The organism is Zoogloea oryzae (genome assembly GCF_030161255.1).
In the GTDB taxonomy this organism is placed as follows: domain Bacteria; phylum Pseudomonadota; class Gammaproteobacteria; order Burkholderiales; family Rhodocyclaceae; genus Zoogloea; species Zoogloea oryzae.
Genome location: NZ_BSPX01000017.1, coordinates 36,225 through 59,450 on the forward strand (window position 1 = coordinate 36,225; position 23,226 = coordinate 59,450).

The 23,226-nt window shown below is 69.2% G+C and carries 19 protein-coding genes; 6 read left to right on the top strand and 13 right to left on the bottom strand.

From position 1 onward, the window contains the following. Positions 1-3: 3 nt before the first annotated feature. The 3 genes from napA to napF are packed head-to-tail and all read right to left on the bottom strand — an operon-like array spanning position 4 to position 3,355. Positions 4-2,562: a nitrate reductase catalytic subunit NapA gene (napA, locus tag QQK25_RS07625; protein ID WP_284187402.1), complete on the bottom strand. Its 2,559-nt coding sequence runs from the start codon at positions 2,560-2,562 to the stop codon at positions 4-6. After that, a complete protein-coding gene (locus tag QQK25_RS07630; protein ID WP_194271157.1) occupies positions 2,559-2,858 on the bottom strand; it encodes a chaperone NapD in 300 nt (99 codons plus the stop codon). Before QQK25_RS07630 ends, napA begins: the two co-directional genes overlap by 4 nt. Continuing rightward, positions 2,855-3,355 carry a ferredoxin-type protein NapF gene (napF, locus tag QQK25_RS07635; RefSeq protein WP_284187403.1) on the bottom strand — a complete coding sequence of 167 codons (501 nt, stop codon included), beginning with the start codon at positions 3,353-3,355 and terminating at the stop codon, positions 2,855-2,857. The genes QQK25_RS07630 and napF overlap by 4 nt, the downstream gene beginning before the upstream one ends. 198 nt (positions 3,356-3,553) lie before the next feature. On the opposite strand from napF, the gene QQK25_RS07640 reads away from it, so the two are divergent. Further along, positions 3,554-5,887, top strand: a complete 2,334-nt coding sequence (locus QQK25_RS07640) for a putative bifunctional diguanylate cyclase/phosphodiesterase (RefSeq protein ID WP_284187424.1) — start codon at positions 3,554-3,556, stop codon at positions 5,885-5,887. Between the two features lie 3 nt (positions 5,888-5,890). Here QQK25_RS07640 and QQK25_RS07645 read toward each other — a convergent pair whose 3' ends face one another. The 8 genes from QQK25_RS07645 to QQK25_RS07680 all read right to left on the bottom strand — a co-directional run bounded on the left by QQK25_RS07645 (position 5,891) and on the right by QQK25_RS07680 (position 17,114). Then, positions 5,891-6,472 (bottom strand): peroxidase-related enzyme, encoded by a 582-nt coding sequence (locus QQK25_RS07645; protein WP_284187404.1) that lies wholly within the window; start codon positions 6,470-6,472, stop codon positions 5,891-5,893. Between the two features lie 120 nt (positions 6,473-6,592). After that, the gene (locus tag QQK25_RS07650; RefSeq protein ID WP_284187405.1) at positions 6,593-8,614 is read right to left on the bottom strand and encodes a TonB-dependent receptor plug domain-containing protein; all 2,022 of its coding nucleotides are present in this window, start codon (positions 8,612-8,614) and stop codon (positions 6,593-6,595) included. Next, positions 8,611-10,740, bottom strand: a complete 2,130-nt coding sequence (locus QQK25_RS07655) for a putative bifunctional diguanylate cyclase/phosphodiesterase (protein ID WP_284187406.1) — start codon at positions 10,738-10,740, stop codon at positions 8,611-8,613. Before QQK25_RS07655 ends, QQK25_RS07650 begins: the two co-directional genes overlap by 4 nt. Next, positions 10,733-13,498: an ATP-binding protein gene (locus QQK25_RS07660; RefSeq protein ID WP_284187407.1), complete on the bottom strand. Its 2,766-nt coding sequence runs from the start codon at positions 13,496-13,498 to the stop codon at positions 10,733-10,735. The genes QQK25_RS07655 and QQK25_RS07660 overlap by 8 nt, the downstream gene beginning before the upstream one ends. After that, positions 13,495-14,064, bottom strand: a complete 570-nt coding sequence (locus QQK25_RS07665; RefSeq protein WP_284187408.1) for a YfiR family protein — start codon at positions 14,062-14,064, stop codon at positions 13,495-13,497. Before QQK25_RS07665 ends, QQK25_RS07660 begins: the two co-directional genes overlap by 4 nt. 124 nt (positions 14,065-14,188) lie before the next feature. Then, positions 14,189-15,469: a glycerate kinase type-2 family protein gene (locus QQK25_RS07670; RefSeq protein WP_284187409.1), complete on the bottom strand. Its 1,281-nt coding sequence runs from the start codon at positions 15,467-15,469 to the stop codon at positions 14,189-14,191. Positions 15,470-15,489: 20 nt separating this feature from the next. Beyond that, entirely contained in the window at positions 15,490-16,314 is an 825-nt protein-coding gene (nudC, locus tag QQK25_RS07675) for an NAD(+) diphosphatase (protein ID WP_284187410.1), read from the bottom strand. Positions 16,315-16,640: 326 nt separating this feature from the next. Then, complete coding sequence (locus QQK25_RS07680; protein ID WP_284187411.1) at positions 16,641-17,114, bottom strand: RrF2 family transcriptional regulator; 474 nt, start codon at positions 17,112-17,114, stop codon at positions 16,641-16,643. Positions 17,115-17,250: 136 nt separating this feature from the next. Here QQK25_RS07680 and QQK25_RS07685 point away from each other — a divergent pair, with 136 nt between their 5' ends. Then, entirely contained in the window at positions 17,251-17,913 is a 663-nt protein-coding gene (locus QQK25_RS07685) for a class II aldolase/adducin family protein (RefSeq protein WP_284187412.1), read from the top strand. Then, complete coding sequence (locus QQK25_RS07690) at positions 17,894-18,112, top strand: hypothetical protein (RefSeq protein WP_284187413.1); 219 nt, start codon at positions 17,894-17,896, stop codon at positions 18,110-18,112. Before QQK25_RS07685 ends, QQK25_RS07690 begins: the two co-directional genes overlap by 20 nt. On the opposite strand, the gene QQK25_RS07695 is transcribed toward QQK25_RS07690, so the two are convergent. Further along, positions 18,109-18,891 carry a gamma-glutamyl-gamma-aminobutyrate hydrolase family protein gene (locus tag QQK25_RS07695; RefSeq protein ID WP_284187414.1) on the bottom strand — a complete coding sequence of 261 codons (783 nt, stop codon included), beginning with the start codon at positions 18,889-18,891 and terminating at the stop codon, positions 18,109-18,111. The two genes, QQK25_RS07690 and QQK25_RS07695, sit on opposite strands and share 4 nt — an antisense overlap. Positions 18,892-18,925: 34 nt before the next feature. Further along, positions 18,926-19,417, bottom strand: a complete 492-nt coding sequence (locus tag QQK25_RS07700; protein WP_284187415.1) for a MarR family winged helix-turn-helix transcriptional regulator — start codon at positions 19,415-19,417, stop codon at positions 18,926-18,928. Positions 19,418-19,589: 172 nt separating this feature from the next. Between QQK25_RS07700 and QQK25_RS07705 the strand changes: the two genes are divergently transcribed. Genes QQK25_RS07705 through QQK25_RS07715 form a run of 3 tightly spaced genes read left to right on the top strand, consistent with a single transcriptional unit; the run spans position 19,590 to position 23,226 of the window. Continuing rightward, positions 19,590-20,825, top strand: a complete 1,236-nt coding sequence (locus QQK25_RS07705; protein WP_284187416.1) for a cation:proton antiporter — start codon at positions 19,590-19,592, stop codon at positions 20,823-20,825. Beyond that, a complete protein-coding gene (locus QQK25_RS07710; protein WP_284187417.1) occupies positions 20,822-22,081 on the top strand; it encodes a cation:proton antiporter in 1,260 nt (419 codons plus the stop codon). The genes QQK25_RS07705 and QQK25_RS07710 overlap by 4 nt, the downstream gene beginning before the upstream one ends. Further along, positions 22,078-23,226, top strand: a complete 1,149-nt coding sequence (locus tag QQK25_RS07715) for a YbdK family carboxylate-amine ligase (protein ID WP_284187418.1) — start codon at positions 22,078-22,080, stop codon at positions 23,224-23,226. The genes QQK25_RS07710 and QQK25_RS07715 overlap by 4 nt, the downstream gene beginning before the upstream one ends.

A 23,226-nucleotide genomic window follows, 5' to 3' on the forward strand; every position in this document is an offset into this window, starting at 1 on the left:
AGATCAGGCGCGCACTACCTTGACGGCGCACTTCTTGTAGTCGGTTTCCTTCGAGATCGGGCAGGTGGCGTCGAGCGTGAGCTTGTTCACCAGCTTGGATTCGTCGAAGAAGGGCACGAAGATCAGGCCGACCGGGGGCTTGTTGCGGCCCTTGGTCTCGATGCGGGCCATCATCTCGCCACGCCGGGACTGGACCTTGACCTGCATGCCACGCTGGAGGCCGCGCTTCTTGGCGTCATCCGGGTGCATGAAGACCTGCGCCTCGGGCACCGCCTTGTGCAGCTCGGGCACGCGACGGGTCATGGTGCCGGTGTGCCAGTGCTCCAGCACGCGGCCGGTGCACAGCCACAGGTCGAACTCGGCATCGGGCTTCTCGGGCGGGTCCTGGTAGGGCAGCGCGAAGATGACCGCCTTGCCGTCCTTGTGGCCATAGAACTTCACGCCCTCACCGGCCTTGACGTACGGGTCGTAACCCTCGCGGAAGCGCCACAGGGTTTCCTTGCCATCGACCACCGGCCAGCGCAGGCCGCGGGCCTTGTGATAGACGTCGAAGAAGGCCAGATCGTGGCCGTGGCCGCGGCCGAAGAGCGCGTATTCCTCGAACAGGCCCTTCTGCACGTAGTAGCCGAAGGCTTCGGATTCGTCGTTGGTGTAGTTCTTGATGGCGTGCTCGTTGGCCTTGGCGAGATCGGCCTTCGGGAACTTGTTCACCACCTTGTTGGCGTACAGCACGTCGTAGAGGGTCTTGCCCTTCAGCTCCGGCTTCTTGGCGATGAGCTCGGCCGGCCACACTTCCTCGACCTTGAAGCGCTTGGAGAACTCCATGTACTGCCACAGATCGGACCTGGCCTCGCCCGGCGCCTTGACCTGCTGGCGCCAGAACTGGGTGCGCCGCTCGGCGTTGCCGAAGGCGCCTTCCTTCTCGGTCCACATCGCCGACGGGAGGATCAGGTCGGCGGCGAGGGCCGAGACGGTGGGGTATACATCCGACACCACCACGAAGGCCGCCGGGTTGCGCCAGCCCGGGTAGATCTCCTGGTTGACGTTGGGGCCGGCCTGCATGTTGTTGGTGGTGCTCGTCCAGTAGCACTTGAGCTTGCCGTCCTTCAGGGCGCGGCTCTGGGCCACGGCGTGGTAGCCGATCTTCTCGTTGATGGTGCCTTCGGGCAGCTGCCAGATCTCTTCGGTGTGGTGGCGGTGATCCGGGTTGGTCACTACCATGTCGGCCGGCAGACGGTGGGCGAAGGTGCCCACTTCACGGGCGGTGCCGCAGGCCGACGGCTGGCCGGTGAGGGAGAACGGGCCGGAACCCGGGGTGGAGATCTTGCCCACCAGCAGGTGGACGTTGTAGATCATGTTGTTCACCCAGGTGCCGCGGGTGTGCTGGTTGAAGCCCATCGTCCAGAAGCTGACGACCTTCTTCTTCGGGTCGGCGTACAGCTCGGCCAGCTTCTGCAGGCGATCCTTGGGCACGCCGGTGAGCTTGGCGGTGTAGTCGAGGGTGTAGGTCGAGACGAACTTCTTGAAGTCTTCAAACGTGGCCGGCTTGGCGTCGTTCGGGTTGTTCTTGGGCTTGCCGTCGGCGCCGGGGTAGCCGTTGAACTTGGCGTCCTTCTCCAGCGCGTGGGCCGGGCGCAGGCCAAAGCCGATGTCGGTCTCGCCCATCTTGAAGTTGACGTTCTTCTTGACGAACTCCTGGTTGACCTTGCCCGCCTGGATGATGTGATTGCAGATGTAGTTGAGGATCGCCAGGTCGGTCTGGGGCACGAAGATCATGCCGTTGTCGGCCAGCTCGAAGCTGCGATGCTCGAAGGTGGACAGCACGTGCACCTGCACGTCGGTCTTGGTGAGGCGGCGGTCGGTGATGCGCGTCCACAGGATCGGATGCATCTCGGCCATGTTGCTGCCCCACAGCACGAAGGCGTCGGCCTGCTCGATGTCGTCGTAGCAGCCCATCGGCTCGTCGATGCCGAAGGTGCGCATGAAGCCGGCCACGGCCGAGGCCATGCAGTGGCGCGCGTTGGGGTCGAGGTTGTTGGAGCGGAAGCCGGCCTTCATCAGCTTGGCGGCGGCATAGCCTTCCCAGATCGTCCATTGGCCAGAGCCGAACATGGCGATCGAGCCCGGGCCTTCGGCCTTCAGCGCGGTCTTCCACTTCTCGGCCATGATGTCGAAGGCCTGGTTCCAGGTGATCGGGGTGAACTCGCCGTCCTTGCTGTACTTGCCGTCCTTCATGCGCAGCAGCGGGCGGGTGAGGCGGTCCTCGCCGTACATGATCTTGGACAGGAAGTAGCCCTTGATGCAGTTCAGGCCGCGATTGACCTGGGAATCCGGATCGCCCTGAGTGGCCACCACACGGCCGTTCTGCACGCCCACCAGCACCGAGCAGCCGGTACCGCAGAAGCGGCAGGCCGCCTTGTCCCAGCGCACGGCGGTGGCGTTCTCGGCGGGCGCCGGGGCGTCCTCCTTCTTCGCTGCGAGGGCGGGCAGCGAAATGCCGGCCGTGGCGGCGGCCGTGGCGATCGCCTGGGTCTTGATGAAGTCGCGTCGGTTGATGGTCATGATTGAGCCTCCTCGCAGGGGGATTTCAGGGCTTCCGGTTGATTCGAAACAGGGCTGTCGCCGTCCTCGACGCCGCAGTGCTCGTAGGCCAGGGTGGCGGCGAGCACCTGCGGCACGCGGTGCAGGGCGATGAGGGTGTCGGACATGGCGGCGCCTTCGGCGTCTTCGACGGTGACGACGAGCTTGCCGTCGTCCGACATGCCGTGGCATTCGACGCCGGGAAAGGCGGTCAGGGCCGCTTCGGCCTCCGCCCGGGTCTCCGGCTTGATGCGCAGGACGAGACTGACGATGTTCATGATTGCTCCAGGGCGGAAGGAAGGGCCTTGCGGGTCACCGCCACCACCGGGCAGGGCGCAATGCAGGCGCCGCAGCCAGTGCATGCGGCGAGATCGACATCGGGCAGCGGAACGCCGCCGATACGGGGACGGAAACGGATCGCGCCGGCATCGCAGGCTTCGCCGCAGATGCGGCACTCGACGTTCTGGGCTGCCAGGCAGCCTTCGCCGATGACGACCCCGAACGACCAGGGCGGCTGCGTGGTGTCGCGGCCAATGGCGCCGCTGGCACAGGCCTTGGCGCAGTCGCCACAGAAAGTGCAGGCCGCGGCCGAGAAGTCGGCTTCCGGATACCCCCCGTCACCCCGCTGCAGGAGCCCGGTGGGGCAGGCCTTCACGCAGTCGTCGCAGCGGGTGCAACGATCGAGGAAGGCGGCCTCCACGACACTCCACGGCGGACGAAACGGCGCCGGGCCGGGCACACGTGCACCCAGAAAGCGGCGGCGGGAAACATCCATGTTGGGCTCGTGGTCATTGTCGAGGGGATCGATCCTATGCCTCCGCCCGACCGAAATCCTTGATCTATGCGAAGGATTTCCCAAGGTGTCGCCCACCACGCGCACCCCGACCAGACCGCCAGGAACATCACAATCTGTTAAAATAATCCATTGACATTGCCAGAAGGCATCACATTGACGACCAGACCCTTGCCACCTGTGCGTATCCGCCCAAGTGGACTTCTGGCTGGCATCAGGGATGCCTGGAGGCCGGCCGGGCTTGACGAGGCGCGGCTGCTCGAACGTCAGCTGGACCGCGCCCGCACCTCATTGTGGGTCACCGATCTGGCCATGCTGGCGGTCGCCACGCTCTTCGTGTGGATGGCCGGGCCGCTGATCGACCCCTATCTGGCAGTGGCGTGGCTGGCCGCGATGGCCCTGAACCCCCTGTCGAAGTTCTGGCTGCCGCGCCTCGCCCGGGGCCTCGACAGCCCCCGGCTGATCACGCCGGAGCTGGTCTGTCTGCAGGCGCTGGTCACCGCGCTGCTGTTCATCGTGATGACCAGCTGGCTGTTCCTGCGCGGCAACGACGAGCTGCGCATGCAGCTGGGCATCCTCAGTGCCGGCGTGCTGTTTGCCGAAGCCCTCAGCTACGCCCGGTTCCCCCCGGCCGGCATGGTGTGGCTCGGCACCCTGGTGACGGCGGCCCTGATCACCCTCTGGCAGATCGACCGGGAGACCAGCCTCGCCGCGGCGGTGGCCGTGCTGCTCTACGCCGCCGTGGTCACCCGCGACATGCTCGCCACGTCCCGGGAGTTCGTCGAACGCTGCCTGGCCGAGTTCGAGGCCGAGCGCCAGACCCAGATGGTCGCCCTGCTGCTGACCGACTTCGAAGACGCCTCCCGCGACTGGTTCTGGGCATGCGACGCCCACGGGCGGCTCACCCACGCCTCGACACGCCTCGCCGAAGCCCTCGGCCGTAGCGACGCGTCGCTGCTGGGGGTCGGGCTGATCGCCGCGCTGGAGACCGCCAACGCCAGCCGCCGGACCGATCTCGCCAACGCCACCCGCCTGCTGGCCAGCCGGCTCGCCAGCCACCGGGCCTTCCGCGACCTGATCCTGCCGCTGCAGACGTCAGCGGGCAGCCAGTGGTGGTCGCTCAGCGGCAAGCCGCTGCTATCCGGCCGCGGCGAGGTGATCGGCTGGCGCGGGGTGGGCGTGGATGTCACCGCCGACCAGATCCACCGCCAGGAACTCGAACGGCTCGCCACCCGGGACAGCCTCACCGGGCTGGCCAATCGCCATGCGTTCAACCACGCCCTCGACACCTGCTTCCACCCGGCCGGGCCGGCCCAGCCCGTCGGCCTGCTGGTGCTCGATCTGGACGCCTTCAAGGCCGTCAATGATGCCCACGGCCACGGGGTTGGCGACCGCCTCCTCGCGGCGGTCGCCCGCCGCCTCGAGAAGCCGCCCGGCGGCAGCACCCGGCTGGCCCTGGCCCGCCTGGGGGGCGACGAGTTCGCCATCCTGCTGGCGGGCGCTGGCGGCCCGATGGCGATGGCGGACCACAGCCGGCGCGTCCTCGAAAACCTGAGCCACCCATTCCTGATCGGCGATCTGCGCCTGGAGGTGCGTACCAGCGCCGGGCTGGCCTTCGCGCCGGCCCACGCCCACAACCGCACCGATCTGCTGCGCTGCGCCGACATGGCCCTCTACGCCGCCAAGATGAAAGGTCGCAACACCCTGGTCGTGTTCGACGAGGAGATCGGCACGCGGGTGTCGACGCGCTTGCGGCGGACCCACGAGCTGTCCGAGGCGATCCGCCGCGGCACCCTGGAGGTGCATTACCAGCCCGTCTTCGAGGCCGGCGGCGGCCCGCCGGTGGCGGCCGAGGCGCTGCTGCGCTGGCGGCACCCGCACCTGGGCCTGCTGCCGCCATCCGACTTCCTGGAGCTGGCCGAGGAGTCCGGCCTCATCGTGCCCATCGGGCTGTGGGTGCTGCGCCGGGCCTGTGCCGACGCAGTGGGCTGGGATCGCCCCCTGCGGGTGGCTGTCAATCTGTCGGTACGCCAGCTCAACGACCTGGGGCTGGTCGATGCGGTGCGCAAGGCGCTCAGCGACAGCGGACTACCGGCCCGCCGGCTGGAGCTGGAGATCACCGAATCGACCCTCGCCGACCGGCGCATCGCACGCCGCGTGCTCGAAGCCCTGCGTGCGCTCGACGTGCAACTGGCGCTGGATGACTTCGGCACCGGCTTCTCGTCGCTGTCCTACCTGCAGCACTTCGGCTTCGACCGCCTGAAGATCGACCGGGCCTTCATCCAGCCCCTGCTCCAGCCTGGCGGCCAGGCGATGGCGATGCTGCGGGCGGTGATCGGGCTGGCTCGCGCCCTCAAGCTGCAGTGCACGGCCGAGGGCATCGAGGATGCGTTCCAGCTGCGCGCCCTGCAGGAACTCGGCTGCGACGCCTTTCAGGGCTACCTGCTCGGCCGTCCGCTGACGAACGAGGCCTTCAACGCCCTGCTCGCCGCGCCGGAGGCCGTGGGCGCCTGAGCGTCACGTCTTGGGCAGGCGCCCCATCAGATAGAACTCGTCGTTGGGGCGCATCGAGGTGAGGTTGGCCAGGCGGTTGCTCATGGCAAAGAAGGCGGTGATCGCGCCGATGTCCCAGATCGCCTCGTCGTCGAAGCCGTGGGCCTTGAGGGTGTCGATGTCGGCGTCGCCCACCGACGCGGAATCCGCCGACAGCTTCATGGCGAAATCCAGCATCGCGCGCTGGCGCGGGGTGATCTCGGCCTTGCGGTAGTTGGTGGCGAGCTGGTCGGCGACGCGGGGATTCTTGGCGCGGATGCGCAGGATCGCGCCGTGGGCCACCACGCAGTACAGGCACTGGTTGGCGCCCGAGGTGGCGACGACGATCATCTCGCGCTCGGCCTTGGTGAGGCCCTCGTCCTTCTCCATCAGCGCGTCGTGGTAGGCGAAGAAGGCGCGGAACTCGGCCGGCCGGTGGGCCAGGGTGAGGAAGACGTTGGGCACAAAGCCGGCCTTCTCCTGCACGCCGAGGATGCGCTCGCGCACGTCGTCGGGCAGGCTGGCGAGATCGGGGATGGGGTAGCGGCTGACGGGCAGGGCGGTCATGCGGGTCTCCTGATGTGAGTTGTTGTCACACCAGTGTACGACGCCCCGCCGGGCTGAAAACCCCGCCGGCTCAGATCGGCGGAAAGGTCAATCCGATTGACGGAATTTGCACGGCCCGCATCAAAAACCCAGCCTGGCGGTGAGCATCGCAGTCCGCCCCAGCTGCGGCATCGTCCAGCGCGCACCGGCGACGGTCGTGTCGCCGGCGGCGGGCTCGCTGAAGCGGATGTCGAACAGGTTGTACAGGCCCAGCGCCAGTTCCCACGCCGGGCCGGCCGGCACGTAGCGCAGGTTGAGGTTGGCGATGGCGTAGTCGGGGACACGCCGCCCGCCGTCACCGGTGAGCCGGGTGCTGACGTACTGGCCTTCGAGGCCGGCGATGAAGCCGCCGCCCAGTTCGGCGCCCAGATTGGCCTTGAGCATGTGGCGCGCTGCGTTCTCCGGGCGGCCGCCATCGCCCCGGGGCTGCTGGAAGGTGTAGCCGGTGCGCAGGCTGTAGCGGTCGAGCCAGCGCTGCTCGTACTCCAGCTCCAGCCCCTGGCCGGTGAGCGGCCCGCTGTTGCGCACCACGCCGGTGTCGACGTCCGGGGCGATCAGGTCCTTCAGGCGGAACAGATAGACCGAAGCCGTCAGCCGGCCGTTGCCGATCCGTTTCTCCCATGCTGCCTCGATCGACTGCATGCGCTCGGCGCGGAGCACGGGGTTGCCGTAGATGTAGGTCGGGGTGGTGTAGAAGCGCTCGAACACCGTCGGATCGCGGAAGGCGCTGGCGTACAGCAGCTTGAAGATGCCGGCGTTGGCGGTTTCGTGGACCAGCCCGACGCGGGGGCTCCAGTGACGGTTGCCGCCAAAGCGCTGGTCGAAGCGCATGCCGAGGGTCAGCAAGGTGGCCGGGCCCAGGTTGATCTCGTTCTGGGCGTACAGGTTGAACAGGCGACTTTGCTCGCGGCTGTCGAGACACGGGCTTGTCGACAGGCCGTAGCAACCGTAGCCCGCGTCGGCATTCTTTTGATCCTGGCGCAGGTTTTCGCGCAGTTCGGCGCCGACCGTCCAGCGCTGGCCGGCCAGCGCCCGGCTGACCACCCGCCCCTCCATGCCCCACCACTCGCCCACCACGTCGTCCCGGTTGAGGACGTAATCGGGCGCTTCGGTGTAGGGAAACACGCCCCGGTAACGGTAGCGGCCGAAGTACACCCGCTCGTGCACCGTGGTGTCGCCGTCCAGCGCCTGCACGGCGCCGAGTTCGGCGAGGGTGAAGACGTCCTTCTCCCGGTGCGCCGGGTCGTTGAAATCGGTGGTGTAGCTGCCGGTGGGCACGATGCGGTCCCGCTCGGAGTGCGTGAGCGTGGCGCGCCAGTCGTTGCTGCGCAGCTGGGCGAACAGCCGCCCGCCGGTTTCGCCACGCAGCCGGGTGGCGCGGGTGTCGATACCGGCCGCGCCCATCTCGGGAAAATCCATCCCCTGCCCCTGGGCGTTGAACCCGCTGGCCGACACCAGGTAGCCGATGCCGCCATCGGTCTCGCCGCCGCGGGTCAGGCGGGCGCGACGGTCGAGGCCACTACCGAGCGACAGGGCCGCCTCGTTGCCGTTCAGGCTGTCGCCGCTGCGGGTGACCAGATTGACCACCCCGAACATCGAGTCGCCGCCGTACACCGAGGCGCTGGGCCCGCGGATCACCTCGATGCGCTCGACGAGGTCGAGATCGAGGGGAAAGGCCGAATCCACCGGCACGCTGGCAAAGACGTTCTCATTGACGCTCATCCCGTCGATGAGCACCTGGAAGCGCTGGCGGTAATCCCCGGGCGCCGACACGCCGCGCACACCGGCGTACGAATACGTGTGGTCGTCGGTGACGGTGAAGCCCTGCAGCGAGCGCAGCACGTCGGCCAGGGTGCGCCAGCCGAAGGTACGGATGTCGGCGCGGGTGACGATGGTGATGGCAGACGGGGAATGTTCGGCGTCCTCGGCAAACTTGGGCGTGGCGAGGATGCGCACCTCGGCCAGCTCTTCGAGGGACATGGCGATGCCGTCCAGCCGGGCGTTGGCCAGGGCAGGCAGCGGCGCCAGGGTGGCGGCGAGCAGCGCCGCTAGCACACGCAGGCGGGGCGGCGGGGCGCGGCGAAGGCGGGGTATGGGCATCATGATGCGGATGCGCTCCGGAAAGGTCGGGCAATGTAGGTGGCGAAATCCGCCGCCGGCATCGGCCGGCCATACAGAAAACCTTGAAGGATGTGGCAACCAAGACGGCGCAGGTGACCGGCCTGGGCGTCGGTCTCGACCCCTTCGGCCACCACCGCCAGCCCCAGCGCCCGACCGAGCCCGACGATGGCGCTCACCAGCGCCTGGTTGCCGGGGTTGGTGTCCAGGTCGGTGACGAAGGAGCGATCGACCTTGATCTCGTCGATGGGGAAGCGCTGGAGGTAGCCGAGGGACGAATAGCCGGTGCCGAAGTCGTCGAGGGAGATCCCGATCTGGCGCTCGCGCAGGGCGTTGAGCACCTGTAGCGCGGCCACGTGGTCGTGCATCAGGGTGCCTTCGGTGATCTCGACGACCAGCTGGGACGCCGGCACGCCGGTGCGCGCGAGCACCTCGTCGATCAGCCGCACCACTCCGCCGCCATAGAAACTGTGGGCCGACATGTTGATGCTGACCCGCCCCGGCGTGAGCCCCGCGGCCCGCCAGGCGGCGATCTGCTCTACCGCCCGGGCCAGCAGCCAGTCGGTCATCGGCCGGATGAGGCCGCTCTGTTCGGCCAGCGGGATGAACTCGCCAGGGCTGACCATGCCGCGCTCCGGATGCTGCCAGCGCAGCAGCACCTCAGCCCCGACCGGCGCCCCGGAGAGTGCGTCCACCTTGGGCTGGAAATACAGTTCGAGCTGATCGCCGTGGTCGATGGCCACGCGGAGCTGGCGCTCCAGCAGGTGGCGGGCGGCCAGCTCGGCCTCGTGGGCGGGATCGAAGAACACCACCCGGCTGCCACCCTCGACGGCGCCGCGGATGGCGCTGCGCATGGCACAGTGGATCAGCCCATGGACATCGCGGGCGTCGGCCGGGCTGCGGCTGACGCCGATGGCGGGGGCCAGGCTGAAGGCCTCACCCGGATCGTCGGCGGCCACTTCCAGCGGTGCGGCGATGGCCGCCAGCAAGGCTTCGGCGAAGCGCGCAAGCGCCGGCAGCGAATGGTCGCCCGGCAGGCTCAGCATGAAGTCGGCCTCGTCGTAGCGGCCCAGACCGACGCCCGCCAGGGCGTCGTCCGGCAGACCGGCCAGGGCCGCGGCATCGGCGGCCAGAAAACGCCGCAGCCGCTCCACGAAGGCCCGCAGCACCGCATCTGCGCGGGCCTGGCCAAACAGCAGGGCAAACTTGCGCAGGCCGGTGAGATGGACGAAGAACAGGTTGAGGACGCCAGCCGCCCCGTCGGGCCCGGCCATCTCGTCGGCCATCAGCTCGACCATCCGCGAGCGGTTGCGCAGCCCGGTGAGGGGATCGAACCACGCCAGCCGACGCACCTGGGCTTCCACCTCGACGCGCTTGGTGATGTCCTGGGTGTAGCCGTGGGCGCCCGGCGGGGCGTCGGGCGAATTGGGGTAGCCGACCTCCAGCAGATGGGTGATGGCGCCGTCGGGCCCCACCAGCCGGTATTCGATCTCGTAGCCGGCGCCGCCCCGCAACCCGGCCCGGGCCGCCTCGACCCGCGCCCGGTCCTCGGGATGGACGCGGGCCAGCAGGGCGCTGGCCGGACGCGGCGGCCGGCCGATGCCCAGCAGCGCCCGGAACTGCTCCGAACACTCGAGCAAGGCCCCGCTGCTGTCCAGCGTCCAGTCGCCCAGCCCGGCCAGCTTCTGGGTGTTGAGCAGGGTCTCGCGGCTCGTCATGAGCTGCTGGAAGGTCATCGCCGAGCGCAGCAGGTGGCGCACCCGGTGCGGCAGCAGCGGCATGTTGAGGGGTTTGGTGATGAAGTCGGTGGCGCCGCTGAAATAGGCCTCGTCGATGGACTTCTGGTCGTCGAGGGCTGTGAGCATCACGATCGGCAGGTGCTCGTAGCGGGCATCGGCGCGCAGCCGGCGGCAGGCTTCGTAGCCGCTCATGCCGGGCATCACCACGTCGAGGAGGATCAGGTCGGGGCGGAAATCATCGGCCAGCAGGGCAAAGGCTGCCTCGGCCGATTCGGCGGAGCGCACCGTGAAGCCCTGGGCCTGCAGCACCTTGTCGGTGATGATGCGGGTCACCGGCTCGTCGTCCACCACCAGCACGCGCACTTCATTCATGGTGGGCCTCCCCTTCTTCCTGCAGTCGCGCGGCGACCGCGGCCCGGACCGGCTCGAAGGCCACCACCAGCTCGGGGATGTGCCGGCGCACTGCGTCCCAGTCGTCCTCCCGCGCGGCCTGCTCGGCCACCCGGCACAGGGCCGAGAAGGCCTGGGCGCCGATGGCGGCGCTGGAGCTCTTCAGGTTGTGCAGGAGGCGGGTGACCAGCTGGCGGTCGAAGTCGTCGCCGATGGCCGCCAGGGTGTCGACATTCCGCCCGCCTTCGGTGAGATACGACGACAGCACCGCCGGCAGCACATCGGCCGCCCCTTCACCGAGGGTGGCCCGCAGGATCTCGACATCGAACACCGGCAGCGCCGCCTCGGCGGTGTTGACCGGCGCCACCGGCGCGGCGACTTCTCCGGCCTGGGCTTGCGCCAGCCGCCCCGCCGGCATGCAGCGGGTGAAGGCGGCGCGCAGGGCGTCGAAGGTGACCGGCTTGGCGACGTAGTCGTCCATGCCCGCCTCGATGCACATCTCCCGGTCGCCGGCGAGCGCGTTGGCGGTGAGGGCAATCACCAGCTGGCGGGGACGCCCCTCGGCAGCTTCGCGGCGGCGCAGCTCGCGGGTCGCGGTGAGGCCGTCCATCACCGGCATCTGCATGTCCATCAGCACCACGTCGAACTGTTGCCCGGCGAGGATCGCGAGGGCCTCCTCGCCGTTGCCGGCGAGGGTGCACGCGCAGCCGCAGTTGCGCAGCATCTCGTTGAGCACCAGCTGATTCACCTGGTTGTCCTCGACCATCAGCACCCGCAGCCCGGCGGGCAGGCCGCCCAGATCGGGGCGCACCCGGACAAAGCCGGTATCCACCCCCAGCAGCCCGGCCAGGCCACGCCACAGGGCGATGTCGGAGACCGGCTCGTGGACCTCGGCGCCAACCCATGCCGGCACCGCCAGACGCATGTCCTCCGGGGTGGCGAAGCTGCGCACGAAGAGCACCGGCACGCCGGGCCCGACAAAATCGGGATGGGCAGCGGCCATGGCGAGGCACAGCGCCTCCTCGACGACCACCGCGTCCACCCGCCCGGCCGCCAGGGCGTCGAGGGCGGTGCTGCAGGCACTGACGATGCTGGCGTCGATGCCGCCCATGGCCAGCGCGCCGGCCCAGCGGGCGCCCCGCTCCAGATCGGCGCAGATCACCGTCACCCGCGTTCCGCGCAGCCCGCCCACCCAGGCCGGCAGGCGCCGCACCCGGTCGATGGGCAGCAGAGGCAGCGCCAGCTCGAAGGTGGACCCGACGTCCACTTCGCTGCGCACGCTCACCTGGCCGCCCATCAGCGCCACCAGGTCATGGACGATCGCCAGCCCGAGGCCCGAGCCGCCGTAGCGCCGGCTGGTGGAGTTGTCGGCCTGGCGGAAGGGATCGAAGATCCGCCCGATGGCGTCGGCGCCGATGCCGATGCCGCTGTCACGCACCGTCAGGCGCACGCAGGGCGCCGGCTCCCCGGCGACCAGCGCGCACTGGATGCGCACCTCGCCGCGCTCGGTGAACTTGATGGCGTTGCTGATGAGGTTGTTGAGGATCTGGCGCATCCGGTGCGGATCGCCGCGGAACAGATCGGGCATCGCCGGGGCGATGTCTACGGACAGCTCGAACCCCTTCTTGCGGGCAGCCGGCGCAAACACCGCCGCGGTCTGCTCGATGGTCTCCCGCAGGTTGAAGGGCACGGCCTCGAGCTGCAGGCTGCCGGCTTCCATCCGCGAAAAGTCGAGGATGTCGTTGAGCAGATGGAGCAGGGTCGTGGCCGACGAACGCTGGTTGGCGAGGAGCTCCCGCTGACGGGCATCCAGCGTGCTGGCGTCGAGCAGCTCGGCGATGCCGATGATGCCGTTCATCGGGGTGCGGATCTCGTGGCTCATGTTGGCCAGGAACTGGCTCTTGGCCCGGTTGGCGCTCTCGGCCGCGTCCTTCGCGAGGCGCAGCTCGGCGGTGCGGGTCTGGACGGTCTCCTCGAGGCGCTCCCGGTGGGCGGCGAGCTCCCGGTCGCGGTTGGCCAGCTCGCCGAGCATGGTGTTGAAGGCGTCGGCCAGCTCGCCGATCTCGTCGCCGGTGCTGCGGTCGGCGCGCAGGGCAAAGTCGCGGGATTCGGATACCTGCCGGGCAGTCTCGGTGAGGGCGGTGATGGCGCCGCTCATGGAGCGCTGGAGGCGCACCGCCACCGCCGTGGCCAGGACGAAGGCCAGCGCCAAGGATACGCCGAAAAGCAGGAACTGCAGCGCGACGGCTCCCCACATGTTGTCGAGCCGGCTGACCACCGCCAGCGATCCGATCAGCTCGCCGCCGCTGTACATCGGCACCATCACCGACAGGGTGATCCAGTCGAAGTGGGTGGCGAAATGGTCGGCGAGGCGGGTCGTCGGCGGCGGCAGGGGCGCCTGCCAGCCCTTCGCCATGTAGGTGTGGCTGAAGCTGCCGCCCTTCTGGACGAGGTGGGCCGCGACGATGTCGGGATCGCTCTCGAAGGCCCGGAAGAGGTTGGTGGCGCCGCCAGCATCCTGGAAGTCGAGCACCGCCGAGGCGTTGAAGGCCACCACGTCGGCCACCGCGCGCAGCTTGGCGACCCGCGCCGTGTAGTTCTCGCGCAGCTGCCCAACCCCGACGATCACGAACACGAAGGCGAGTCCGACCGCCACCGCGATGGCCACGATCAGCGTCAGCTTGCGGCAGATCGGGAGCGCGGCGATGCGGGCGTCGAGGGCGGGACCGAAGCGGCTCATCGATGGCCTCCGACAACGTCACGCGCAAGCCGCAGCATCTGCGGGCTGACCTTCAGCCCGGCCCGCTGCAGCACGGGCAGATTCACGTCGAACACCAGCCGGTTGTCCACCCGCACCAGGGCCACGCCACCACCCTGCTCGACGAAACGGGCGTTCTCGCCGACGGTGAGCACCGGCTGCCGGCTCAGGTTGCGGATCGCGCCGGCAAAGCGCTCTTCGTCGCCGTCCGGCACGAACACCTCCTGGCAGTCGGCCAGCTGCTCGGGCTGGCTGACCCGGCGGATACGGATCTCCCGCCCCTGGATCAGCCGCCCCTCGTAGGACGCCAGCGGCCCGGCCAGGCTGTCACGACCGAGCACGCAGATGTTGGCCCCCGTGATGGCGGCGGGCCATTCGACGTATTTCAGGAAATTGACCAGATACGCGGCCCGAAGCTGGGCCTCGGACGCCGTCTCGGCCGCGGCGCCCCCTGGAAAGCAGGCCGCCAGCAACAGCAGGCCCGCAAGCGCAAGCCGACTCAGACGCGGAACCTGGCGCGGCGGCGTGGAAAGGGAAGAGGCCCCCACCGCAACGACGCCCGGAAGCTTGAGCCCCGGCGTCATCGGTCAGGCCGAAAGATGCGCGCAAATCATGACGGAGATAACGGCCGGACGGGCTGATTCTTGACCCTGCCCGGCCCTCCGTCAGTGCTCAGCCCTTGCCCGGCAGACCCACCAGCACGGCACGGAAATCATTGACGTTGGTGAGCGTCGGGCCGGTGACGAGGGCGTCGCCCAGCGCCCCGAAGAAGCCGTGGCCGTCGTTGGCGTCGAGGCTGTCGCGGGGGCGGATGCCCAGCGCCCATGCGCGGGCGAGGGTGTCCGGCGTGACGAAGGCGCCGGCGATGTCCTCCAGGCCGTCCACGCCGTCGGTGTCACCGGCCACCGCGAAGATGTCCGGCGCGCCATCGAGGGCCAGGGCAAGGCCGAGCAGGAACTCCACATTGCGCCCGCCGCGCCCGGCGCCGCGCACGGTGACGGTCGTCTCGCCGCCCGACAGCAGCACGCAGGGCGCGCCGGCGGGCTGGCCGTGGCGCTTTGCCTGGAGGGCGATGGCGGCGATCACCTTGGCCACGTCGCGGGCTTCGCCCTCGATGCTGTCGCCGAGGATCACCGGCGTGACGCCGGCCTTGCGGGCCACCTCGGCGGCGGCCTCGAGGGCCATCTGCGGGGTGGCGATAAGGTGGGTCTCGACCCGGGCGAGGCGCGGATCATCCGGCTTCACCGTCTCGCCCTCGCCGGTCTCGAGCAGCCAGCGGGCGCCCTTGGGCAGCTCGATGGCGTAGCGGCGGACGATGTCGAGGGCGTCGGCGCAGGTGGTTGGATCGCCCACCGTGGGGCCGGAGGCGATGTCCACCGGGTTGTCGCCGGGCACGTCGGAGATCAGCAGATTGACCACCCGCGCCGGATGGAAGGCCGCCGCCAGCCGGCCGCCCTTGACCGCCGACAGGTGGCGACGCACGCAGTTGATCTCGGAGATGGTGGCGCCGCTTTTGAGCAGCGCCCGGGAGATGGCCTGCTTGTCCTGCAGCATCATGTTGTCGCCGGGCAGCGGCAGCAGGGCCGAGCCACCGCCGGAGATCAGGCAGATCACCAGATCGTCGGCGGTCACCTGGCGGCCCATGTCGAGCATGCGGCCCGCCGCGGCGCGGCCGGCGCCGTCGGGCACCGGGTGGGCGGCCTGGACGATCTGGATGCGCTCGCAGGGCACGGCGTGGCCGTAGCGGGTGACGACGAGGCCGGACAGCTCGCCCGGCCAGTGGCGTTCGAGCACCCGGGCCATCTCGGCCGAGGCCTTGCCGGCGCCGATCACGATGGTGCGGCCCTTCTTGGGCGGTTTGGGCAGGAAGCGGGGCAGGCAATGCTCGGGCTGGGCGGCACTGACGGCTGCGGTGAACATCCGCGTCAGCAGGTCGCGGGGGGAAATCGACATCGGGGTGTCTCCGGGGCGGGTCACACGCCGTCCGGCCAAGGGCGGCCGTGGCGTTTGCAGAAGTCCTGGATCAGCCAGAACGACAGGGTTGAACTGAAGCGGAAGGTCTTGGGCAACCGGTCCACATGAAAGAAGGCGGCGTCCTCGATCTCGCGCGGGTCGCAGACGATCTCGCCGCCGGCCCACTGGGCCTGGAAACCGAGCATCAGCGAATGGGGAAACGGCCACGGCTGGCTGGCGAAATAGCGCACGTCGCGGATGGTGAGGGCGGTCTCCTCGAAGATCTCCCGGTGCACGGCCTGCTCGGCGCTCTCGCCGGCATCCACGAAACCGGCCAGCACGCTGTAGACGCCCGGCGGGAAGTGATGGGAGCGCCCGAGGAGGATCTCCTCGCCGCGCTCGACGGCCATGATCACCACCGGCGAGACGCGCGGAAAGTGCTCGCGCCCGCAGGCATCGTTGCTGCAGTGGCGCACGATGGCCGCGCCGCGGTGCTCGGTAGGCGCGCCGCAGCTGCCGCAGAAGCGGTGGGTGCGATCCCATTCGAGCACCTCCAGCGCCCGCGACAGGGGCGTGCGGGCCGGCAGCGGCAGGCTGTCGTAGAGGCGCTTCGGATCGCCGAAGAAGCCGCCGAAGGGCGCATCGAGGGGCAGTTCGACCGCAAAGCAGGGAATGCCGTCGAACTCGCCCACCTGCAGCACCGGCAGCGGATCGAGGCCCAGCAGCGGGTTGGGGCCGCAGGGCACGCCGCCGGTTTCGTCGAGGAGGACTTCCCGGCCGCGCTGGACGAACCACCAGCCTCGGGCGTCGGCAAGGTCGAAGGTGTCGGAAAGGGGCGCAGTCATCGGCAGAAGGGCTTCCAGGGGCTGGGAGGATTTCAGGATTGTAGGCAAAGCAGGCGCCGCCCGGGCGACGCATCGCACCGCAACACGGCACGAAAGTATCCATTATGCATCATCTCGAGACATTACCTTCGATCTATTTCGAAAGGTATAGGCGGATGTATCAGGATTTCACCCGTGTCGTGGACGCGGCAGCGCCTCCGGCGAGGTGCGGATACGTGGGAAGCACTTGCGGTCCTCGCTGGCGGGGGAATGGCCGGCGTAGGTAAGGAAACACGCGCCAGGGCCACGTCGGCAGCCCCGGATCGACCCGGGAGCGTGCGCCGTCTTCAGCCGTCGGAGGGGGCGCCGCGGCCGGCGGCAGGCGCGGGCGGGCGCTGGGGCATGAACAGGATCTGCCGCTGGGCGGGCCCCAGCAGCTGGGCGAGGGTCACCTTGTCCAGCGACGCGAAGAAGGCCTCCAGCGCGTCGTCGAGCACGCCCCGCAGCTTGCAGCTCGAGGTGAGCAGGCAGCGGCTGGTGTCGGTGAAGCATTCCACCAGCGACAGGTCGGTCTCCATCTTGCGCACCACGTCGCCGATGCCGATCCCCGCCGGCGGCCGGGCCAGGCGCAGGCCGCCGCCCTTGCCGCGGATGCCCTCGACGAAACCGTTGCGGATCAGCTGATTGACCACCTTCATCAGGTGGCTGCGCGAGATGTCGAAACGCTCGGAGATTTCCTGGATCGTCGGCAGGCGCTCTTCGTTGGAGGCCAGGTAGATCAGGACGCGCAGGGCGTAGTCCGTGTGCAGGGTGATGTGCATGGTCGGCGGGCGCGATCCGGGGCCGCGGGGTGATTGACCCTTCGATTATAGGGGATTTCCGTAAAGATTCATTTTTGTTGACTCTTTAAAAGATGCATTCTAAAGTCCACTTCAAACAACCCCAACGGAGAGCGCCATGATCGAGAAGAAGGACACCCCGCCCGAACACCCCGTGGTCGAGCAGGCCTGCGCCGTGATGCGGCGGGCCTACGAGCTGGGCTGGATCAGCACCCGCGACGGCAACGTGTCGGTGGCGATGACCGACCGCCGCGGCTTTCTGGTGTCGGCCAGCGGCGTGGTCAAGCACGCGCTGGTGCCCACCCAGTTCGTGTTCGTCCCGGCCGACCAGACGCCCGCGCCGGACGCCTGGCCGCGGCCGTCGGGCGAGCTGGAGCTGCACCGCCGCCTGCAGGCGCTGTTCGGCAGCCGCAACCTGACGGTGCTCCACCTGCACCCGACCCACATCGTCGCGGCGCTCTACGCGGGCCACCGGCTGGCCGAGCTGTCGGCGGACTTCCCGGAGGTCACCCGCTACACCCGGGTCGGGCCCGACGTGCCGGCCCTGCCTGCCACCAGCGAGGAGCTCGCCGAAGCCTGCGAGGCGGCCTTCCAGCCAGCCCTCGGCCCGGCGCCCCACATCGTCGGGCTGGACCGCCACGGCGTGGTGGCCGTCGGCAAGACGCCGTGGGAAGCCTTCGAACACGTGGAGCGGCTGGAGCACATCTGCCGCATCGCCCTCACCGCCAGCCAGCCGGCCACCACACCCCAGGGAGTCCGCCATGCAGCCCTCCGCCCCTGATCCGCGCAGCATCCTCACCACGGGTCAGATCATGATGATCGTCGCCGGCCTCGGGATGATCGCCTCGATCCTCATCGCCTACCCGCTGGCCGATCGCTTCAGCCTGGGCGTGCAGATCGCCGGCCACCTGGCCCTACCGGTGGCGGCCGCCGTGTTCAAGCTGGGCTATGTGGTGATCCTGGCCGCCCAGCCCACCTAACGCGCATTGCGCGCCGCCTGGTGGAAGGCATCGAGCAGCGGAGCGCAGTCGAGAAGGCGTGTCGCACCGGCGGCGTAGAACTCGGGGTGCCATTGCACCCCGACCACGAAGCGGTGGCCGGTATGCCTGATCGCCTCGATCATCCCGTCCTCGGGGGCGGTGGCTTCGACGACCAGATCGCGGCCCAGGGCACGGACGCACTGGTGGTGGATGGACACCACATCCCCGCCCCCCGGCGCGCCGAACCACCGGGCAAACTGACCGCCTTCGGTGAAGACCACCGCATGGCTGTGCAGGTCGTAGGCATCGGCCTGGTGGGTGGCCCCGGCACCGAACTGGGTCGGAATGTCCTGATGGAGCGAGCCCCCGAAGGCGACGTTGATCAGCTGCATGCCCCGGCAGATCCCCAGCACCGGCTTGCCCGCCTCGACAAACTCGTGCAGCAGCTCCATCTCGTAGGCGTCCCGCACCCGGTCGCCGGCCCAATCCGCCCGGAGCGGCTGCTCGCCGTAAGCCTCGGGGCTGACGTCAGCCCCGCCCTGGAGGACGAGCCCGTCGAGGAAATCCGCGTAATCCCGCAGCCGGATGTCGCTGCGGTGGATCGGCCCGTCCTTGAGGATGGACGGCACCATCAGGACCAGCACGTTGCGGGACATCACCCAGTGGGCGATGGATTGCTCCAGCACCTGCAGCGTTTTCGACTGGAGACCGGTCGCACCATCCTGGGGATGAAACAGCCTCGCCGACAGGCCAATCCTGATTGTGGCGTTGCGGGCCATGATGCCTCCTCCCGGGGCACGAGCCCCTGTTTCGTCAAAGATCGGACAGCGGACGCTCCGCAGACTGCTCATCCCGATCGGTGAGATTGGCCACCACCTGCGCGAGGTTCTGGTGCAACTGAGCCAGCACCTCGGACGGCAACCCCTGCAGCGCCTGGGGCAGCACCCCCTCGAACGGACCGGGGGCCAGGGCCAGCACCCGGGCGGCCTCGTCCTGCAGATGCAGGCCGACGCGGCGCTGGTCATCCGGCTTGCGCACCTTGCTCACCAGCCCCTTGGCGATGAGCTTCTCGACCAGCTGACTGCAGGTGGATTGGTGGATCGACAGCCGGCTGGCCAGCTCAGACACCCCACAGCCGGGCGTTCGCGCAATCTCGTGGAGCAGCCACAGCTGCGAGCCGGACACCCCACAACGTTGTTCGACATCCCGGAAGTGCTGGCGCACCGACCCGTAGATCACCCGGAACTGCTTGAGCACCACGAGGGGCATGGTGTCCATGGGCAGGTCATCGGCTGCGTCGGGCAAGCGCGGATTCGTGTTTGCAGAATTCATTGTCGTCAATTATATTTGTATCAATACAAATTTCAAACCGTGTCTCGATGTTGCAGGCTTTCGCCCCAGACATCACGCCCGCACCTGCCGGGCGAAGGCAGACCGGGCCGGTTTTCCCCACCCGGACCAAGCACCCGCCGCGTTCATGCCGACTCAGCTCTACGCCTTCGAAGCCTCTCCCTTGCTGCTGTTCGGCCTGCTCCTCCTCGGCGGGCTGGCCAGCGGCGAGATCAGCCGTCGCGCCTTCGGGCTCCCGCGCACCACCGGCTTCGTGCTGTTCGGGGTCCTGATCGGTAACAGCGGGCTGCGCTGGATCGACCCCTACATTCTCGACGCCGCGCAGTTTTTCATCTACCCGGGGATCGGCCTGATCCTGTTCGAACTGGGCCACCACTTCCCGCTCACGGGGCGCCGCATCGACCGCCGTCTCGTACTGCTCAGCCTGGCGGAGACCAGCGCTGTCTTCGCGACGATCACGACCCTCATGTACCTGCTCGGCTTCGGGCTTGCCGGCGGGCTGTTCGCCGCCGCCATCGCCGCCTCCACTTCGCCGGCGATCACCATCGCCACCACCCGCGATACCGGTGCCGACGGGCCATTCAGCCGGCGTCTGTTCGGCCTCGTGGCCCTGAACGGCTGCGTGGCTTTCGCCGCCGTCAGCGTCCTCCTCCCGGTGCTCGCGGCCAGCGGCGCCACCGAGCTGACGCCTGGCTACGCCACAGCGGCTGGGCACGTGCTGCTGTCCGTGCTGCTGGGCGCCGGACTGGCCCTCGCGGCCTGCGCGGCCGCCCGCCGGCTGGGCCCCCAGGTGGAGCACCAGCACCTCATGCTGCTGGGCCTCATCGTGGTCGGCACCGGGCTGCCCCTGACCCTCGAGATGTCACCCCTGCTCACCCTGCTGACCTTCGGAATCGGCACCCGCATCGCCGACCGGCACAAGGCCGTGCTGGCCATCCGCATCTCGTCGGATGCCCGGGTCTTTCTGGTGGTGACCTTCGTGCTGGCCGGCGCCGCGCTGGAGATCGGCCTGCTTGCCGAATACGCAGCCACGGCCACGGCCTACGCGCTGACACGCTTCGGCGCCCGCTGGGCGGCCCTCCACCTGATGGGACGCCGGCTGGGCATTGCCGCCAGGGAGTCGCGCTTCACCGCCATCGGGCTGCTGCCCATGTCCAGTGTGGCCCTGGTCCTGCTCGGCGACGCCGGCCCCCTCGAAGGCGGCGTCGGCCCTGCGCTTTCGGGCACCCTCATGGGCGCCATCGTGCTGATGCAGCTGATCGGCCCGCTGTGCACCCAGGCCGCAGTCATCGCTGCCGGCGAGGCCCGCCTCGGCGGCGCTGCCGCCGCCCGGCCCCCTGCCGACGGAGCCCCATCACGATGAGCACCGGACTGCGCCAAGGCTGGGAAGCCCTCCAGGACAGCCTGATCTTCCTGCCGCCTTTCCCCGACCAGCTCGACCCGCTGGTCCTGTTCTCGCTGCTCCTCGTCGGTGGCCTGATCGTCGGCGAGACGCTGTTCCGGACGCTCGGCCTGTCGCGCATCGTCGGCTACGTGCTGGCCGGCGCCATCAGCGGCCCCGGCGCCCTGGGCTGGCTCGACCGGGAGACCATCGCGCTCGCCAAACCGCTGGCCGACACCGCCCTGGGCCTGCTGCTGATGGAGACGGGACGCCACCTCGACCTGCGCTGGCTGAGCGCCAACCGCGGGCTGCTGGTGAGCGCGGCAGCCGAATCGGCGCTGGCATTCCTCACCATCTTCATCTTCGCGCTGCTGGCCGTCGGCCTCTCCCCCGGCTGGAGCGCAGCGACGGCCGCCATCACCATGGCCTCGGCCCCGGCGGTCGTGCTGCTCACCGCCGAGGAGAACCGCGCCCAGGGGCAGGTCACCCAGCGCACCCTGCTGCTCACGGCGATCAGCTGCGCCCTCTCCTTCGTGGTCTTCGCGGTGGTGCTCGGCCTGCTCCACGCAGAGCAGGCCGGCGACTGGCTCAACGCCATCGCCCATCCCCTGTGGGTGGTGGGCGGCGGCATCCTGATCGGCCTGCTCTGCGCCCGCCTGGCGCTGATCATCGCCGGCCGCCAGGCGCGCGGGTCGGTGGCCCGGGTGTTCGTTCTCGTGGCAACCGCCCTGATGGCCATCGGCATGGCCCGCATGCTCGCCGTGCCGGTCTTCCTGACCCTCTTCATGATGGGCGCCGCGCTCAACCTGGCTGACCGGGACAGGACCCTCGCCTACACCGGCCTGCCCCAGGGCCACTGGATCCTCGCCATCCTGCTGTTCGTGGTCACCGGCGCGATGCTGCCCCTGGGCGAGCTGGACTGGACCACCGGCGTCCAGGCGCTGGGCCTGATCCTGATGCGCGGCCTCGCCAAGTTCGTCGGCGTGGTGAGCACCGGCCGCCACGACCTGCCGCTCGACAAACGTCGGCTGGTGGGCATCGGCATCCAGCCGCTGTCGGCCACCGCCATCTTCATGGCCGCCGAGCTCGCCACCCTCTACCCCGAGGTCAGCAGCCAGCCGCTGCTGCTCCCCCTGATCGCCGCCGCCATGATGGAATTCGTCGGGCCTCAGCTATGCAAGCGGGCCCTCCAGCGCGCCGGCGAAACCGAACCCACCCGCCCGGAGCCTGCCCGATGAGCGACCTCTCGCAGCTCTCCTTTTCGTCCAGCCGCCCCCTGACCCTGGGCGTCGAGCTCGAACTCCAGCTGGTCTCCCTGCGCGACTACGACCTCACCCGCGCCGCCACCGACCTGCTCGCCGGCCTGCAGTACGACGACCGCTTCGGCGAGGTGAAGCTGGAGATCACCGAAAGCATGATCGAGGTGAACTCCCGCCCCCGCCTCGACGCCACCGCCATCGCGGCCGACCTGGACGGCCTGCGTGACGTGCTCGTCACCCATTGCCGCCTGAACAACATCGCCGTGTGCGGCGGCGGCACCCACCCCTTCCACCGCTGGCCCGAGCGCCGGATCAGCCCGGGCGAGCGCTTCGCGGCCCTGAACAACCGCTACGGCTACCTGAGCAAGCAGTTCACGGTGTTCGGGCAGCACATCCACATCGGCGTCACCAGCGGCGACGACGCGATCTGGCTCACCCACGCCCTCAACCAGTACGTGCCCCACTTCGTCGCCCTGTCCGCCTCCTCGCCCTTCATCGACGCCACCGACACCGGCTTCGACTCGGCCCGGCTCAACGCCGTGTCGGCCTTTCCGCTGTCCGGCCAGTCGCCGGACGTGGCCGACTGGGCCGCCTTCCTCGACCACATGGCCCTGCTCCAGGCCTGCGGCGTGGCCGAGAGCATCAAGGACCTGTACTGGGACGTGCGCCCCAAACCCGAATACGGCACCGTCGAGCTGCGCATCTGCGACACCCCGCTCACCATCGACCGGGCCGTCGAGCTGGCCGCCTTCGCCCAGTGCCTGGCCCGCAACCTGCTGCGCATGCGCCCGCCCATCGCCCCCGCCAGCCAGGCCCTGGTCGCCCGCTATAACAAGTTCCAGGCCAGCCGCTACGGCTTCGGCGCCACCCTGGCCGACCCGATCCGGCGGCGCCGCGTGCCGATTGGCGACGCCCTGCGCGCGCTGATCGACAGCCTCACCGCCGACGCCGACGACCTGGGCTGCCGGAAGCAGCTCGAGCAACTGCGCGCCCTCGTCATCAGCGAGCGCAACGACAGCGCATGGCTACGCGAAATCGCCAGAAGCACCGGCAATCTGAACGACCTGACCCGAATGGCCGCCGAGCGCTTCGCCAGCCCGTCCTCCTATCGTCCTAACGTCTAG

Bases quoted from the DNA above. Each gene is read 5' to 3' on its own strand.
- QQK25_RS07715 (WP_284187418.1), top strand. From the start codon at position 22,078: ATGAGCGACCTCTCGCAGCTCTCCTTTTCGTCCAGCCGCCCCCTGACC.
- QQK25_RS07645 (WP_284187404.1), bottom strand. From the start codon at position 6,472: ATGACCGCCCTGCCCGTCAGCCGCTACCCCATCCCCGATCTCGCCAGC.
- QQK25_RS07630 (WP_194271157.1), bottom strand. From the start codon at position 2,858: ATGAACATCGTCAGTCTCGTCCTGCGCATCAAGCCGGAGACCCGGGCG.
- QQK25_RS07705 (WP_284187416.1), top strand. From the start codon at position 19,590: ATGCCGACTCAGCTCTACGCCTTCGAAGCCTCTCCCTTGCTGCTGTTC.
- QQK25_RS07710 (WP_284187417.1), top strand. From the start codon at position 20,822: ATGAGCACCGGACTGCGCCAAGGCTGGGAAGCCCTCCAGGACAGCCTG.
- QQK25_RS07650 (WP_284187405.1), bottom strand. From the start codon at position 8,614: ATGATGCCCATACCCCGCCTTCGCCGCGCCCCGCCGCCCCGCCTGCGT.
- QQK25_RS07680 (WP_284187411.1), bottom strand. From the start codon at position 17,114: ATGCACATCACCCTGCACACGGACTACGCCCTGCGCGTCCTGATCTAC.
- QQK25_RS07695 (WP_284187414.1), bottom strand. From the start codon at position 18,891: ATGGCCCGCAACGCCACAATCAGGATTGGCCTGTCGGCGAGGCTGTTT.
- nudC (WP_284187410.1), bottom strand. From the start codon at position 16,314: ATGACTGCGCCCCTTTCCGACACCTTCGACCTTGCCGACGCCCGAGGC.
- QQK25_RS07655 (WP_284187406.1), bottom strand. From the start codon at position 10,740: ATGAATGAAGTGCGCGTGCTGGTGGTGGACGACGAGCCGGTGACCCGC.
- QQK25_RS07670 (WP_284187409.1), bottom strand. From the start codon at position 15,469: ATGTCGATTTCCCCCCGCGACCTGCTGACGCGGATGTTCACCGCAGCC.
- QQK25_RS07690 (WP_284187413.1), top strand. From the start codon at position 17,894: ATGCAGCCCTCCGCCCCTGATCCGCGCAGCATCCTCACCACGGGTCAG.
- QQK25_RS07685 (WP_284187412.1), top strand. From the start codon at position 17,251: ATGATCGAGAAGAAGGACACCCCGCCCGAACACCCCGTGGTCGAGCAG.
- QQK25_RS07660 (WP_284187407.1), bottom strand. From the start codon at position 13,498: ATGAGCCGCTTCGGTCCCGCCCTCGACGCCCGCATCGCCGCGCTCCCG.
- napA (WP_284187402.1), bottom strand. From the start codon at position 2,562: ATGACCATCAACCGACGCGACTTCATCAAGACCCAGGCGATCGCCACG.
- napF (WP_284187403.1), bottom strand. From the start codon at position 3,355: ATGGATGTTTCCCGCCGCCGCTTTCTGGGTGCACGTGTGCCCGGCCCG.